The organism is Curvibacter sp. EU05-FHT14A10, assembly GCF_058791075.1.
In genome coordinates this window covers 147879-162754 of the sequence record NZ_JBYTDE010000001.1, presented here as the reverse complement: position 1 = coordinate 162754, position 14876 = coordinate 147879, and the positions used below count along the sequence as shown (strand labels likewise).

The 14876-nt window shown below is 64.6% G+C and carries 11 protein-coding genes; 2 read left to right on the top strand and 9 right to left on the bottom strand.

All coding sequences use genetic code 11. The features are described from left to right. Nucleotides 1-72: 72 nt before the first annotated feature. The 3 genes from AC3WUT_RS00710 to AC3WUT_RS00700 all read right to left on the bottom strand — a co-directional run bounded on the left by AC3WUT_RS00710 (nucleotide 73) and on the right by AC3WUT_RS00700 (nucleotide 3354). Nucleotides 73-1434, bottom strand: coding sequence for a pseudouridine synthase (locus tag AC3WUT_RS00710; RefSeq protein WP_492345149.1), 1362 nt, complete (start codon nucleotides 1432-1434; stop codon nucleotides 73-75). Then, nucleotides 1427-2140, bottom strand: a complete 714-nt coding sequence (gene scpB / locus AC3WUT_RS00705) for an SMC-Scp complex subunit ScpB (protein WP_492345148.1) — start codon at nucleotides 2138-2140, stop codon at nucleotides 1427-1429. The genes AC3WUT_RS00710 and scpB overlap by 8 nt, the downstream gene beginning before the upstream one ends. 137 nt (nucleotides 2141-2277) lie before the next feature. Next, a complete protein-coding gene (locus tag AC3WUT_RS00700) occupies nucleotides 2278-3354 on the bottom strand; it encodes an RluA family pseudouridine synthase (protein ID WP_492345147.1) in 1077 nt (358 codons plus the stop codon). A 13-nt stretch (nucleotides 3355-3367) separates the two neighbouring features. Here AC3WUT_RS00700 and AC3WUT_RS00695 point away from each other — a divergent pair, with 13 nt between their 5' ends. After that, complete coding sequence (locus AC3WUT_RS00695; protein ID WP_492345146.1) at nucleotides 3368-4186, top strand: outer membrane protein assembly factor BamD; 819 nt, start codon at nucleotides 3368-3370, stop codon at nucleotides 4184-4186. A gap of 21 nt (nucleotides 4187-4207) precedes the next feature. Here AC3WUT_RS00695 and yoaA read toward each other — a convergent pair whose 3' ends face one another. Next, the gene (gene yoaA, locus AC3WUT_RS00690; protein WP_492345145.1) at nucleotides 4208-6253 is read right to left on the bottom strand and encodes a DNA repair helicase YoaA; all 2046 of its coding nucleotides are present in this window, start codon (nucleotides 6251-6253) and stop codon (nucleotides 4208-4210) included. Nucleotides 6254-6314: 61 nt separating this feature from the next. On the opposite strand from yoaA, the gene AC3WUT_RS00685 reads away from it, so the two are divergent. After that, the gene (locus tag AC3WUT_RS00685) at nucleotides 6315-7097 is read left to right on the top strand and encodes a PP2C family protein-serine/threonine phosphatase (protein ID WP_492345144.1); all 783 of its coding nucleotides are present in this window, start codon (nucleotides 6315-6317) and stop codon (nucleotides 7095-7097) included. Nucleotides 7098-7137: 40 nt separating this feature from the next. On the opposite strand, the gene AC3WUT_RS00680 is transcribed toward AC3WUT_RS00685, so the two are convergent. From AC3WUT_RS00680 to AC3WUT_RS00660, 5 genes are all read right to left on the bottom strand, one after another. Then, nucleotides 7138-7851 carry a hypothetical protein gene (locus tag AC3WUT_RS00680; protein WP_492345143.1) on the bottom strand — a complete coding sequence of 238 codons (714 nt, stop codon included), beginning with the start codon at nucleotides 7849-7851 and terminating at the stop codon, nucleotides 7138-7140. Continuing rightward, nucleotides 7848-8957 (bottom strand): cell division protein ZapE, encoded by a 1110-nt coding sequence (gene zapE, locus AC3WUT_RS00675; RefSeq protein ID WP_492345142.1) that lies wholly within the window; start codon nucleotides 8955-8957, stop codon nucleotides 7848-7850. The genes AC3WUT_RS00680 and zapE overlap by 4 nt, the downstream gene beginning before the upstream one ends. 10 nt (nucleotides 8958-8967) lie before the next feature. Then, nucleotides 8968-10395 carry a dihydrolipoyl dehydrogenase gene (gene lpdA, locus AC3WUT_RS00670; RefSeq protein ID WP_492345141.1) on the bottom strand — a complete coding sequence of 476 codons (1428 nt, stop codon included), beginning with the start codon at nucleotides 10393-10395 and terminating at the stop codon, nucleotides 8968-8970. 245 nt (nucleotides 10396-10640) lie between these two features. After that, nucleotides 10641-11903 (bottom strand): 2-oxoglutarate dehydrogenase complex dihydrolipoyllysine-residue succinyltransferase, encoded by a 1263-nt coding sequence (gene odhB, locus AC3WUT_RS00665; protein ID WP_492345140.1) that lies wholly within the window; start codon nucleotides 11901-11903, stop codon nucleotides 10641-10643. A 60-nt stretch (nucleotides 11904-11963) separates the two neighbouring features. Then, on the bottom strand, nucleotides 11964-14840 hold the full coding sequence (locus tag AC3WUT_RS00660) for a 2-oxoglutarate dehydrogenase E1 component (protein WP_492345139.1): 2877 nt from the start codon (nucleotides 14838-14840) through the stop codon (nucleotides 11964-11966). Nucleotides 14841-14876: the final 36 nt, after the last annotated feature.

Sequence of the window (14876 nt, the reverse complement as noted above, 5' to 3'; positions counted from 1 at the left end):
GCCACTTGGCAAAACCTAGGATTCTAACTCGGCTGTGCGGCAATGCCTTGACAGCCATTCCTGTCACGAGGGTCAACGACCGCGGCCACCGCGTGGCCCACCCCGGCCGGCCGTGCCCGGACCACCGGCCAAGCCACCTGCCGGCCCGCCACGGCGGGGGCCGCCCTTGCTCTGCCGGTTCTGACGGGCCCGCGAGAAGCTGTCGGCGCCGATGTAGCCCACCGAGGTCTTCATCGGGTCAGGCTGCGCACCCGGGGCGACACGATCGCCACGCTCCGGGCGTGATCGGCCAGCCGTCACGCCCGTGGTCAGCGGATCGGGCTGGCGGGGGCCACCACCGCGCTTGAAATCGGTGTTGCCACGCGGACCAGGGCCGGCAGGTCGCCGCTGCGGGCCATTGCCAGCACGCTGACCACGGGGCGCCGGCGCTTCGGCACGGCGGGCCCCGCCCTCTTCGCCACGCACGCCGGCGGCCTGCACAAGCGAGCGGATGTCACTCTCATCGAGCTCGACCCAGGCGCCGCGCTTGAGCCCACGCGGCAGCACCATGGCGCCATAGCGGATGCGGATCAGACGGCTCACGGCATGGCCGACCGCCTCGAACAGACGACGCACCTCGCGGTTGCGGCCTTCGGAGATGGTGACCCGGTACCAGCAATTGGAACCTTCACCACCACCGTCTTCAATCGAGCCGAACTGTGCCGGACCGTCGTCGAGGTTCACCCCCGCGAGCAACCGCTCTTTTTCTTCCTTGCTCAAGGCGCCCAGCACACGCACGGCGTATTCGCGCTCCAGGCCGAAGCGGGGGTGCATGAGCTGGTTGGCCAATTCGCCCGAGCTGGTGAACAACAACAGACCTTCGGTGTTCAGATCCAGGCGGCCGACGGACTGCCACTTGCCCTGCTGCAGGCGCGGCAGGCGGCGAAACACGGTGGGGCGATTCTGTGGGTCATCATGGGTGACCACCTCGCCCACGGGCTTGTGGTAAGCGATGACGCGCGCCGGCGGCGGATCAATGCGGTAGCGGATGGGCTTGCCATTGACCTTCACCTGATCGCCATACTGAACGCGCTGGCCAATGTGGGCCGGCTCGTTGTTGACGGAGATGCGCCCTTCCAGAATCAGTTGCTCCATCTCAAGCCGGGAACCCAGCCCGGCCTGCGCCAACACCTTGTGCAACTTGGGGGTTTCCACCTGCGGCGCCAGCACCCGCTTCAGGGGCGCCAGGTCAGGCGCTTCTTCGTCGGCATCAAACTGACCGGAGACCACATCCTCGAATCGGATGGCCGGCGCCTGCGACGCCGGGGCGGGTCGGGCGGCAGCCTGGCCACGTCGACTGCGCTCGGACTTGGGCTGGGCCGCAGCAGCCGGCTGCGTGGCCTCGGTCTGAGGGAGCTCTGACGGCTCTGACGGGGAATTCACTTGATCATTCATGGGCTTGGCCTGTCCCGGGGACGGTAAGAGAGTCACCTGCGAGTCCCGGGGGCTCGGAGGTGAGGGAAAAAGGGACCACCGATTCGGCGGTCAATGGATTCAGTTCAAACGGCAGTTCCGGCTCGGCGATCGACAGACCCGCCTCATCCAGCCCCGGCGCAGCCTGCAGGGCCTGCAACAAGCGGTCTTGGCGCTCCGGATCATCCAACGAAGGAAGCTGATCCAGCGAAGCCAGGCCCAAATCATCGAGAAACTGCCGCGTGGTGGCAAACAGGGCCGGACGTCCGACGGTTTCTCTGTGACCGATCACCTCGACCCACCCCCGGTCCTCCAACTGCTTGATGACCAGCGAGTTGACCGTGACACCGCGGATGTCCTCGATGTCGCCTCGCGTCACGGGCTGGCGATAGGCGATGATGGCCAGGGTCTCGAGCGCCGCACGGGTGTAGCGCGGCGGCTTTTCGGGGTGCAGGCGATCCAGGTAGTAACGCATCTCGGGACGGCTCTGGAAGCGCCAGCCCGAGGCGACACACACCAGTTCGACACCCTTGTGGGTCCACTCGGCCTGCAGATCGCTCAGCAAGGTCTTGAGGGTGTCCGAGCCCAGTTCATCCTCGAACAGCGCCCGCAAGTCGCGCATCGACAAAGGCTGATGCGAACAGATCAACGCTGTTTCGAGGATACGCCGGGCATCCGTCGTGTTCATGTTCAAAAATTCCGGGGTAGGCGCCCGGGAGGGCGAAGGCCGTCACGGGGGCGGGGGCAACAAGGCTGTCTCGGAGGGGCAGTAAGGAGGGCTGCGAGCCCCTGACCGATGTCCGGGCACCAACGCTGAGCCGAGGGCTAGAGGGGTGCGATGGGCGGATTGTAACGCAGGCCCCAATCGGCCAAGGCAGCCTGCAGATCGGCCGGAAGCGCGGTCTCGAAGGCCAGAGGTTCGCCGCTTACCGGATGCACGAAAGCGAGCCGCCAGGCATGCAGGGCCTGGCGCTGCATGCCCGCAGCGGGCGCCCCTCCGTAGAGTCCGTCGGCCAACAAGGGGTGGCCCAGGTGCGCCATGTGCACACGGATCTGATGGGTGCGGCCGGTGTGGAGCTTGCAGCGCACCCAGCAGCCTTGCGGCGCATTGCCCATCAGTTCAATGTCGGTGCGCGCCGTCTTGCCCGATTGGTGGGTCAAGTCCACGACCGCCATGCGCAGGCGGTTGCGAGGATCCCTGCCAATGGCCGCCTCGACCGTGACCTGAGCGGCCCCCTGCCAAGGCTTGTGGGCCAGCGCCATGTACTGGCGGCTGACCTCGCGCGCCGCAATCAGCTGCACCAACCGGTCCATGGTCTGTCGAGTCTTGGCCACCACCATCAGGCCGCTGGTATCGCGGTCCAGGCGGTGCACGATGCCGGCGCGCGGCAGCAGCACCGCTCCGCCATGGTGGGCCAGCAGGCCGTTGAGCAAGGTCCCGCTCCAGTGCCCGGGCGCCGGGTGCACCACCAGGCCCGGCGGCTTGTTCAGCACGATCAAGTCCTGGTCCTCGAACACGATGTCCAGCGCCATGGCCTCAGGCTTGAAGGCCTGGCTTTGCGGTGTGGGTCGCAGGCAGATCTCCAGGCGGTCGCCCACCTTGACCTTGAGCGAGGCCTTGCTCACGGCCTGCCCATTGAGGCGCACCGCCCCTTCGTCGATGAGCTGCTGCAGGTAGCTGCGCGAGAACTCGGTGACGAATTCGGTGAGGGCCTTGTCCAGGCGCAGGCCATGGCTGGCCAGCGGGACCTCACCCTGGCGCAGTTCCTCGGTGGGCTCATCAGCCCCTTCCGCGCGCTCCAGGCCGTCATCTTCCAGCATCTCAGCGACCGCGTCCGTGCCGAGGCCATCAAGAGAGGAAGCCGCAGGGGCCGCCGATATAATCAATTTGCTTTGCTTCAAGAGGTTTCCAGTGATGCTACGTGCCAAATTATCCGTGGTCCCCGCGTTCGCGCTGGTTGCCTGTCTGTCAGCCCTGTTGGGTGGGTGCTCGTCGACCAATTACGACAAGACCGCCAACTGGACGCCCGACCGCCTCTACAGCGAAGCCAAGGATGAGTTGAGCTCAGGCGCCTATGACAAGGCCGTCCCCCTGTTCGAAAAGCTCGAAGGCCGTGCTGCCGGCACGCCCTTGGCCCAGCAAGCCGAACTTGAAAAGGCCTATGCCCAGTACCGGGCCAGTGAGCAGGCCCAGGCCCTGGCCACCCTGGACCGTTTCATCCGTCTGCACCCTGCCAGCCCTGGCATGGACTACGCCCTCTACATGAAGGGCATTGTCAACTTCAATGACAACCTGGGGCTGTTCGCCTCGTTCACCCATCAGGACCTGTCCGAGCGCGACCAGAAGGCGGCCAAGGACTCTTTCGAGTCCTTCAAGGAATTGAGCACCCGCTTCCCCGACTCACGCTACACCCCTGACGCACGCCAGCGCATGGTGTACATCGTGAACTCGCTGGCCCAGTACGAAGTGCACGTGGCCCGCTACTACTTCTCACGCGGCGCCTATGTGGCGGCGATCAACCGCGCCCAGGTGGCCGTGACCGAGTACCGCGATGTGCCGGCCACCGAAGAGGCGCTGGTCATCCTGGCCAGATCGTACGATGCCCTGGGCATGGCCCAGTTGCGTGACGATGCCCGCCGTGTGCTGGCCCAGAACTACCCCGAGAACGCCTACCTGGGCGGCCAGTCCAGCGGGCTCAAGAAGGCCACCGGCCCCTGGTGGAAGATCTGGTAACAAGCCCTCAGGCAACACGGCCTAGTCCATCTGACGCAAGGCCGTGAGGGCCTTCATCAAAGCAGCCTGTCCGTGCAAGGCCGGCATGTCGGGCAAGGCCGCCAGCAAGGGCGGCCCATAGCTTCGTTGCAGCAGGCGTTCGTCCGCCACCACCAGCACCCCCCGGTCAGTCTCGGATCGAATCAAGCGGCCTGCGCCCTGCTTCAGCGCCATGGCGGTCTCGGGCAGGACATAGGCCTCGAACGGTGACAGCCCCTGTTGACGCAGGGCCTGGCTACGCGCCTGGACCAGCGGATCATCAGGCACCGGAAATGGCAGCTTGTCGATGACCAGCATCTGCAAGGCATCGCCAGGCACATCCACCCCCTCCCAGAATGCGCCAGAGGCCACCAGGACGCAGGGGCGCCCTGCCCCACCGCCCTGACGGAAACGCTCCAGCAGGCGCCTGCGCGAACCCTGCCCCTGCACCAGCACATCAATGCCCGACCCTGCCATCCCTTGTTGCAGTTGCCGGGCCAGTTCAGCCAAGGCGCGCAAAGAGGTGGCCAGCACCAGAGTGCGCCCCCCCAGGCAACGCACGGGCTCCACCAGCCAGTGCGCCAGGGCCGAGGCATGATCCGGGTCCTGCGCCTCGGGCAAGCCCTCAGGCACGTGCAGGTACGCTTGGCTGCGGTAGTCAAATGGGCTGGCCACGCGCAACACGGTCGCATGGCCTTTCAGCCCGGCAGGTTCGGTGAACCAGCTGAGCGACTCATCCAGGCCCAGGGTGGCCGAGGTGAACACCCAGGACCGGGTGTCAGCCTGGGCATCCGGGCCCATCAACGGCGCGAGGGCTGCTGCCATGTTGAGCGGCGCCTCCATGAACTTCGCCTGCCGCCCCAGTTCGAGCCAGCGCACCACCATGCCGGCCGGAGGGCGCATGAACGCGGACCACCCCTGCTGCAGCGCTGCCACCCTGTCGGCCAGTCGGCGCAGCTCGGGCGCGGTTTCTGCCACCACCGTGAGCGCCTCGTGCACCCGCGCCAGCACCGCAGCCAATTGGTGCTGACTTTGCTGCCACAACAGCGCCGGCACGCCCTCCGGGGTAGCACCCAGCCAACGCAGACGCACACCTGCGCGCGGGGTGTCGCGCCCCAGGCACTGGTCCAAGGCCCGGGCCTGCTGCTCAAGCAAAGAGGCCAACTCAGGCCAGGGCTGAAACCCCCGGGCCCAACGCATGCCCTCGTTGACCAGTTCGGTGGCCAGGCCACGCAACTGACGGGTGCTGAATTGGCGCCCCATGAACTGCACCGCGATGTCATTGAGCCGATGCGCCTCATCGAAGACCACGGTCTGCACCGAGGGCAACAGCTCGGCCACGCCCGACTCGCGCAACTGCAGATCAGCGAAGAACAGGTGATGGTTGATCACCACCACGTCGGCCACCATGGCACGCCGTCGCGCCTCGTTGACATGACAGCCTTGCCAGCCCACGCAGCGCGTGCCCAGGCAGTTGTCGCGGGTCGACGTGATCAAGGGCAGCAGTGGCGAGGTCTCGTCAAGCTCAGGCAATTCGGCCAGGTCGCCGGACCGCGTCGAATGGGCCCAGCGCTCCACCTGGGCCAGGAGCCGCAGCTCGGCATCGGCCAGGTAGTGCCCATCGCGACGCGCCGACCCCAGACGGTGTGTGCACAGGTAGCTGGCCCGGCCCTTCAAGGGGGCCACGCGCCGATTCACGCCAAGCAGGGCCAGCAACTGAGGCAGGTCACGCGTGGAAAGCTGGTCCTGCAGATTGCGCGTGGCCGTGGCGATCAAAATGCGGCGCCCGCTGAGCAGCGTGGGCAGCAGGTAGCCATAGGTCTTGCCGACGCCCGTGCCGGCCTCGGCCACCAGCACCCCACCCTCGGCCACGCACTGCCCCACCGCCAGGGCCAGACGCAGTTGCCCCGGCCTGGGCCTGAAGCCGGGAGCGCGCTGCTGCAGATGGCCTCCCGGGCTCAGCCAGTCGGTCACCTGCGCCACCCAAGGAGGCGACGCAGAGGCGGGCCCTACCGAAAAAGACAGCTCTGGCTGCGATTCGCTTGTCATTTCTTCACACGATAATAGGCGACCACTTTGCGCGAAACTCCTGCAGGTTGAAGTCCCTATCATGTCTCAAGGCTACCGACTTACCGCTTCCACGGGCATACACAAGGGAGATCGCGAATACCAGCAAGACCAGGTGGTCCTGCTGAGCCATGCCCGAGTCAACGGTTGCGTGCTGGCTGTGGTGGCTGATGGCATGGGGGGCCGCAGCGGCGGGCGCAAGGCCTCTGACCAGGTGATGCTCAGTGCGCGCCAATTGTTTGAGCGCTTCGCACCTGAAAGCGATTCGCCTCATGAACTGCTTCAGCAGTTGCTCAAAGAAGCCCACCTGGTGATCAAGCTCACGGCCATCTCGGCCGAGCAAGAGCCCCACAGCACGGTGGCTGCATTTTTGATCCTGCCCAATGGCGAATGCCATTGGATCCATGCAGGTGACTCACGCATCTATCACTTCCATGGCGACCGACTGATCAAGCGCACCCTGGACCACTCCTACGTGCAGGCGCTGGTCGATCGCGGCGAACTGACCGAGGAAGAAGCCAGCCACCACCCGCAGTCCAACATCCTGCTGGGTTGCCTGGGCACCGAATCGGATCCTCCGATGGCCTACCATGTGATCGATCAGGTAAAGCCTGGCGACTCTCTGATGGCCTGCAGCGATGGGGTGTGGCACTACTTCACAAATGCCGAGTTGGGCTCGGTTCTGGCTGGCCTTTCGCCCCGCGAGGCCACCGAGTTCCTGATCGACAAGGCACGCGGCCGCGCCCGTGGCGGCGGTGACAATCTTTCACTGGTGGTGGTCCGCATCGAACCCTTGGTGGGCGCGCCCAGCGCAGTGCGGCGCTGAGCTCAGGCCTGGCCGCGATGCCGGGCTGATCCCAACCCACTCAGGGGCGGACAGCAGGGGCGCTGCCGGCCTCGGCAGGCACGGGCAAAGGGGCTCCGCGTGGACCCGGGCTGCTCTTGGCGTCACGCTCCACCTGCTGGCGGTGGCTGGCCGCATCCTGCAATTTGTCCTGAAACCGACGGGCCTCCTCAGGCGCTTGTGCCGCCTTGCTGGCCCGCTCTGCTGCCTTTTCGACGGCCTGCTGCTGCTTGCGTTGCTGCTCGGCCTGGCGCTCAGCGCGTTCACGCGTCTGATTGGCGGCATCGACCGCTCTTTGCGCCGCCGTGTTGGCCGCGTCCGTGGCCTTTTGCGCCCCTTGCTGCTGGCGGTTCATCAGGTCGATGTCGCGTTCGGGCGACGACACCTTGTCTTCGATGCGGCGCAATTGCTCGCTGGAACGCAAGCGGCGCTCACGGTCATTGAGTGCGATTTCCTGGCGCTTGAGGTCGGCCATCAACTCGCGGTGTTTGACTCGGCTCTCCAGCAGGCAATCGTTGACGGCAAAGCGCTGGTAGCAGCCACTCTCCACCTGCTGTTGGCGCCGCATCTCGGCGGCGCGCTCCCGCTCGATGCGCGAACGCTCCACCTCGGTGAAAGACGGTGCGGACTGCGGCTGTGCAGGCGGGTCAGAGGGCGCATCGGCGGCCAGCGCCCCCCCACTCAGACACAGCAGGACCGAGATGAAGAGAGCATTCAGGCGTGTTCCGGACATCATGTGAGGCGGGTGTCGACCAAGCGCCGTTCCAGCGCCAGAAACTCGGCCGACTGCATCTCATTGAGACGCGAGACGGTGCGCGGAAACTCGTGTGCCATCGGGCCCTCGGTGTACAGCTCTTCGGGGGGCACAGCCGCCGACAGGATCAGCTTGACCCGGCGGTCGTACAGCACGTCCACCAGCCAGGTGAAACGCCTGGCCTCAGAGGCCCGGCTGACGGGCATGTGCGGTACGCCACTGAGCAGCACGGTATGGAACTGAGTGGCGATCTCCAGGTAATCATTCTGCGAGCGTGGGCCACCGCAGAGGGTCTTGAAGTCAAACCAGACCACCCCGCCCGCCTTGCGCAGCGCATGGATTTCACGCGATTCGATGCGCATCACCGGGTCTTCGTCCTTGGTTTCGGCCAGACGCGCAAAGTTGTCACGCATCTCGGCATCGGCCTCGGCCCCCAGCGGGGTGATGTAGGCCCGCACCTGCTCCAGCGTGCGACGGCGGTAATCGGTACCGTTGTCCACGTTCAGCACGTCCATGCGCTCGTTGAGCAGGGCAATGGCGGGCAGGATGCGGTCACGGTGCAAGCCATCGGGGTACAGGTCGTCCGGCTTGAAATTGGAGGTGGTGACAAAGCCCACCCCGTTGTCGAACAAGGACACCAGCAGCCGATGAAGAATCATGGCGTCGGTGATGTCAGCCACATGAAACTCATCAAAACAGATGAGCTTGTAGCGTTTGGCAATCTTGGCGCCCAGCACGTCCAGCGGGTTGACCGTGCCTTGCAGCACGGTCATCTCGCGGTGCACTTCACGCATGAACTCGTGAAAGTGCAGGCGCACCTTGCGGCGGATGGGCACGGCGTTGAAGAAGCAATCCATCAGAAAGCTCTTGCCCCGCCCCACCCCGCCGTACATGTACACGCCGCGCGGGATCTCAGGCCGATTGATCAGCTTCTTGAACGAGTTGGAGCGCTTGTCCTTGTAGGCTGACCAATCATTGGCACAGCGCTGCAAGGCCTCGACAGCACGAAGCTGCGCGGGGTCACTGCTGAACCCCCGCGCCTTGATCTCGGCCTCGTAGGCCAAGTGAACGGCATCAGATCCCGACATGCGTGGCTGATCAGAAGTTCAGCGTGCGCTTGTCCACCGCCAAGGCTGCTTCCTTGGTGGCTTCGGACAGCGACGGGTGCGCATGGCAGATGCGCGCGATGTCTTCGGCGCTGGCCTTGAACTCCATGGCCACGACGGCCTCGGAGATCAGTTCGCTGGCCATGGGGCCCACGATGTGAACGCCCAGGATTTCATCGGTGGTGGCATCGGCCAGGAACTTCACCATGCCGGTGGTGTCGCCCAGGGCGCGTGCACGGCCATTGGCCAGGAAGGGGAAGGTACCGGCCTTGTAGGCACGGCCACTGGCCTTGAGTTGCTGCTCGGTCTGACCCACCCAGGCGATCTCGGGGCTGGTGTAGATCACCCAGGGGATGGTGCCGAAATTGACGTGACCATGCTGGCCGGCAATGCGCTCGGCCACGGCAACGCCTTCTTCCTCGGCCTTGTGGGCCAGCATGGGGCCACGCACCACGTCACCCACCGCCCAGACGTTAGGCAGGTTGGTCTGGCAGTCGTCGTTCACCACGATGGCGCCACGCTCGTCGAGTTGCAGGCCGACGGCTTCGGTGTTCAGGCCGATGGTGTTGGGCACACGACCGATCGAGATGATCAGCTTGTCCACTTCGAGGTCCACGGCTTCGCCCTTGGCGTTCGTGTAGGCCACGCTCACACCCTTCTTGCCGTTCTTGATCTCACCGACCTTGACGCCGAGTTCGATCTTCAGGCCTTGCTTGTCGAAGGCCTTCTTGGCTTCCTTGGCGATCTGCTCGTCCACGGCGCCCAGGAAGGTCGGCAGACCTTCCAGAATCGTGACTTCAGAGCCCAGACGGCGCCACACGGAACCCATCTCCAGACCGATCACGCCCGAGCCGATCAGGCCCAGCTTTTTGGGCACGGCGCCCAGACGCAGCGCGCCGTCGTTGGACAGCACGTTGACTTCGTCAAAAGGCGTGCCGGGCAGTGCACGGGCATTCGAGCCGGTGGCGATGATGATGTGCTTGCCGGTGATGGACTCTTCGGCGGCACCCGCCACCTTGATCTCGTAGCCGCCTTCGGCGGCCTTCACGAAGGAGCCACGGCCGTGGAAGAAGCTGACCTTGTTCTTCTTGAACAGGTACAGGATGCCGTCGTTGTTCTGCTTCACAACGGTGTCCTTGCGGGCAATCATCTTGGCCACGTCCATCTTGACGTCGGACACCGAGATGCCGTGGTCGGCAAAGTGGTGCGTGGCGTGGTCGAAATGCTCGGACGATTGCAGCAAGGCCTTGGAGGGGATGCAACCGACGTTGGTGCAGGTGCCGCCAGGCGCCGGGCCGCCCTTGTCGTTCTTCCATTCGTCGATACAGGCAACCTGGAAACCCAGTTGGGCTGCACGGATGGCGGCGATGTAGCCACCGGGGCCGCCGCCGATGACGACGACATCAAATTGTTTGCTCATGTGAAATCTCTTGAATCAGTTGGAACAAAACCCACCAGGGTGCGCGCTGTGTCCGCTTTGCACCCGGTGGGTTGGAATCCCCCCCCCCCTGAGTCGCCTGCGGCGCCATCCCCCCAAAGGGGACGATGCCGGTGGCCGGGCCAAGCCCGCTCCACGGCATCTCTGGCTTGGCCTGCTCCGAGGCCATCAGACGGTGCTCGACACGCCGGTTTCATGGGACGCGCGGCTGGGAGGGTGTTGTTGGCTTAGATGTCGAACAGCAGGCGCGACGGATCTTCCAGCGCTTCCTTCATGGCCACCAAGCCCAGCACGGCTTCGCGGCCGTCGATGATGCGGTGGTCATAGGACATGGCCAGGTAGTTGATCGGGCGAACCACCACTTGACCGTTTTCGACCACGGCGCGGTCCTTGGTGGCGTGCACGCCCAGGATGGCCGACTGCGGCGGGTTGATGATGGGGGTCGACAGCATGGAGCCGAAAGTACCGCCGTTGGAGATCGAGAAGGTACCGCCAGTCATTTCTTCAATGCCCAGCTTGCCGTCCTTGGCCTTCTGGCCAAACTCAGCGATCTTCTTTTCGATGTCGGCAAAGCTCATCTGGTCGGCGTTGCGCAGGATCGGCACCACCAGACCACGGGGCGAGCCCACGGCGATGCCGATGTCGAAGTAGCCGTGGTAGACGATGTCATTGCCATCGACCGAAGCGTTCAGCACCGGGTACTTCTTCAGGGCATGCACAGCGGCCTTGACGAAGAAGCTCATGAAGCCGATCTTCACGCCGTGTTCCTTGGTGAAGGCGTCCTGGAACTTCTTGCGCATGTCCATGACCGGAGCCATGTTGACTTCGTTGAAGGTGGTCAGGATGGCGTTGGTCGACTGCGATTGCAGCAGACGCTCAGCCACGCGGGCACGCAGACGGCTCATGGGCACGCGCTGCTCAGGGCGATCGCCCAGGCTCGGGGCGGCCGGTGCGGCCACTTGCGGCAACGACTTGGTGGGGGCGCCGGTCGGGATGACGGACGGAGCGGCAGCGGGCTTGACGCCAGCAGCCACAGCACCCAGCACATCACCCTTGGTGACGCGACCGTCCTTGCCGGTACCGGTCACGGCACCCACGGCCAGGCCGTTGTCGGCCAGCAGCTTGGCGGCAGCCGGCATGGCCACGTCGGCCTTGGAGGTCGAGGCAGCGGCGGCAGCGGGGGCTGCAGCAGCGGCGGGGGCGGCTGCCGGAGCAGCGGCAGCGGCCGGAGCAGCAGCGCCTGCCTTGCCTTCGGTGTCGATGCGGGCGATCAGCTGATCGGCCACCACGGTGGCGCCGTCGCCTTGCACGATTTCAGCGAGCACGCCGGCCGACGGTGCCGGTACTTCGAGCACCACCTTGTCGGTTTCGATTTCGATCAGGATTTCGTCCACGGCCACGGCTTCGCCGGCCTTCTTCTTCCACGTCAGCATGGTGGCTTCGGCCACGGATTCAGACAACTGGGGGACTTTGACTTCTACGATTGCCATATCAATTCTTTCGGTATCTTGTTCTGGTTCGACGGGGGCTTTTCAGCCCCCTTCTTGCATTTACTTGGTCAGCACGAAACCCTTGAGCTTGCTGAAGGCGCCATCCACGAGGGCCTTCTGCTGTTCCTGGTGCAGGTGGGAGTAGCCCACAGCCGGCGAAGCCGAAGCCGCACGACCGGAGTAACCCAGCTTCTGACCGTCGAGCATGTTCTCGTGGATGTAGTGCTGCACAAAGAACCAGGCGCCCTGGTTCTGCGGCTCGTCCTGGCACCACACGATGTCGGTGGCGTTCGGGAACTTCTTCAGTTCGGCCGCAAACACCTTGTGCGGGAAGGGGTAGAGCTGTTCGACGCGGATGATGGCCACGTCGTCGGCGCCCTTCTCTTCGCGCTTCTTGGCCAGATCGTAGTAGACCTTGCCCGAGCAGGCGATGACGCGCTTGACCTTGTCGGCCTTCTTGAGCACGTCTTCCTTGTGCTCGCCGATGACGGTCTGGAAGCTGCCCTTGGTGAACTCGATCAACGGCGAGGTGGCGTCCTTGTTACGCAGCAGCGACTTGGGCGTCATGATCACCAGTGGCTTGCGCAGGTTGCGCACCATCTGACGACGCAGCAGGTGGAAGATCTGGCTGGCGGTGGTCGGTTGCACCACTTGCATGTTGGTGTCGGCCGACAGCTGCATGAAGCGCTCCAGGCGAGCCGAGCTGTGCTCAGGGCCCTGGCCTTCGTAGCCGTGCGGCAGCATCAGCGTGATGCCGTTGACACGGCCCCACTTCACTTCGCCGGAGGCGATGAACTGGTCGATCACCACCTGGGCGCCGTTGGCGAAGTCGCCGAACTGGGCTTCCCAGATCACCAGGGTGTTGGGGTCGTTCGAGGCGTAGCCGTATTCAAAGCCCAGCACCGCTTCTTCGGACAGGATCGAGTCGATCACCACGAACGGAGCCTGGTTCTCGGCCACGTTCTGCAACGGCACATAGGTGCCGGTGTCCCACTTTTCACGGCTTTGGTCGTGAATGACGGCATGGCGGTGGGTGAAGGTACCGCGACCGCAGTCTTCGCCCGACAGACGCACCGGGTAGCCACTGGCCACCAGCGAGGCGAAGGCCATGTGTTCACCCATGCCCCAATCCACCGGAATGTCGCCGCGGCCCATGGCAGCGCGATCGTCGTACACCTTCTTCACCAGTTGGTGCGGGGTGACGCTGGCCGGGATGGTGGTGATCTTGGTGGCCAGACGGTGCCATTCAGCAGCCGGGATGGCGGTGTCGCCGGAGTCGGTCCACTTCTTGCCCAGGTAAGGGCTCCAGTCGACGGCAAACTTGCTCTTGAAGTTGGTCAGGACCGGATCGACGGTGTGGCGACCAGCGTCCATGGCGGCACGGTACTCCTTGACCATGTCGTCGCCCAGGGTCGCGCCCAGGCCTTGGGTGGCCAGCTTGTCGGCGTACAGGCGACGCGTGCCAGGGTGGGCCGCAATCTTCTTGTACATCAGGGGCTGGGTCAGGCTGGGGGTGTCCTGCTCGTTGTGACCCAGCTTGCGGAAGCAGGTGATGTCGACCACCACGTCCTGACGGAAGGTCATGCGGAACTCGAGGGCGAGTTGCATGCACAGCACCACGGCTTCCGGATCATCACCGTTCACGTGCAGCACCGGGGCCTCGACCATCTTCACGATGTCGGTGCAATAGGCGCTGGAGCGCATGTCGCGCGGATCGCTGGTGGTGAAACCGATCTGGTTGTTGATGATGATGTGCACCGTGCCGCCCGTGGTGTAGCCACGGGTCTGGGCCAGGGCCAGGGTTTCCTGGTTGACACCTTGGCCGCCGAAGGCCGCATCGCCGTGCACCAGCACCGGCAGCACCTGGTTGCCATGCGGGTCGTCGCGACGGTCCATGCGGGCACGCACCGAGCCTTCGACCACCGGGTTGACGATTTCAAGGTGGGACGGGTTGAAGGCCAGCGACAGGTGGACCGGGCCGCCAGGGGTGGTCACGTCCGAACTGAAGCCCTGGTGGTACTTCACGTCGCCGGCCGGCAGTTCTTCCGGGGCGGTGTGGTCGAATTCGGCAAACAGGTCCTTGGGCATCTTGCCCAGGGTGTTGACCAGCACATTCAGGCGGCCGCGGTGGGCCATGCCGATCACGATTTCCTGCACGCCCTTGGCGCCGGCCGACTGGATCAGTTCGTCCATGGCGGCGATGAAGCTCTCGCCACCTTCGAGCGAGAAGCGCTTCTGGCCCACATACTTGGTATGCAGGTAGCGCTCAAGGCCTTCGGCTGCGGTCAGGCGGTCGAGGATGTGCTTTTTCTTGTCACCGCCAAAGTTCGGCTTGCTGCGGATGCTTTCCAGCTTCTTTTGCCACCAGGCCTTCTGGTCCTGATCGGTGGTGTGCATGTACTCGGCGCCGATGGTGCCGCAGTAGGTTTCACGCAGGGCGTTGTGCAGTTCGCGCAGGGACATGGTGTCCTTGCCGAAGAAGGTGTTGCTGATGTTGAACACGGTCTCCTGGTCGGCATCGGTGAAGCCGTAGTAGGAGAGTTCAAGCTGGGGGATGGGCGCGCGCTCGGTGCGCTTGAGCGGATCCAGATCGGCCCAACGGGCGCCCACATTGCGGTAAGCCGCAATCAACTGCTGGACGGCGGTGCGCTTGCGGCCCATTTCGGCGTCGGCACTGGCCACGACCACTTTGGTCTGACCCGACTTGGCACGCTCGGCGAAGGCATTGATGACAGGCAGATGGGGCACGTCGCGGGCATTGCTGCCGTCGACGGCGGGCACGTGCTGCAGGGCGTCGAAGTAATCGCGCCAGGTGTCAGGCACGCTGCCCGGGTTGGCCAGGTAGTTTTCGTACATCTCTTCGACGTAAGGCGCGTTGCCCCCGAAGAGATAGGTGTTGCCTTGATAGGCTTGATAGACGGACGAAGAATCGCTCATATTCCGCGGACCTCCGCTCCCCTCAGGGAAGCATTA

Coding starts and splice junctions, on each gene's coding strand:
- lpdA (WP_492345141.1), bottom strand. CDS start 10,395: ATGAGCAAACAATTTGATGTCGTCGTCATCGGCGGCGGCCCCGGTGGC.
- zapE (WP_492345142.1), bottom strand. CDS start 8,957: ATGTCGGGATCTGATGCCGTTCACTTGGCCTACGAGGCCGAGATCAAG.
- AC3WUT_RS00680 (WP_492345143.1), bottom strand. CDS start 7,851: ATGATGTCCGGAACACGCCTGAATGCTCTCTTCATCTCGGTCCTGCTG.
- AC3WUT_RS00660 (WP_492345139.1), bottom strand. CDS start 14,840: ATGAGCGATTCTTCGTCCGTCTATCAAGCCTATCAAGGCAACACCTAT.
- scpB (WP_492345148.1), bottom strand. CDS start 2,140: ATGAACACGACGGATGCCCGGCGTATCCTCGAAACAGCGTTGATCTGT.
- odhB (WP_492345140.1), bottom strand. CDS start 11,903: ATGGCAATCGTAGAAGTCAAAGTCCCCCAGTTGTCTGAATCCGTGGCC.
- yoaA (WP_492345145.1), bottom strand. CDS start 6,253: ATGACAAGCGAATCGCAGCCAGAGCTGTCTTTTTCGGTAGGGCCCGCC.
- AC3WUT_RS00710 (WP_492345149.1), bottom strand. CDS start 1,434: ATGAATGATCAAGTGAATTCCCCGTCAGAGCCGTCAGAGCTCCCTCAG.
- AC3WUT_RS00685 (WP_492345144.1), top strand. CDS start 6,315: ATGTCTCAAGGCTACCGACTTACCGCTTCCACGGGCATACACAAGGGA.
- AC3WUT_RS00695 (WP_492345146.1), top strand. CDS start 3,368: ATGCTACGTGCCAAATTATCCGTGGTCCCCGCGTTCGCGCTGGTTGCC.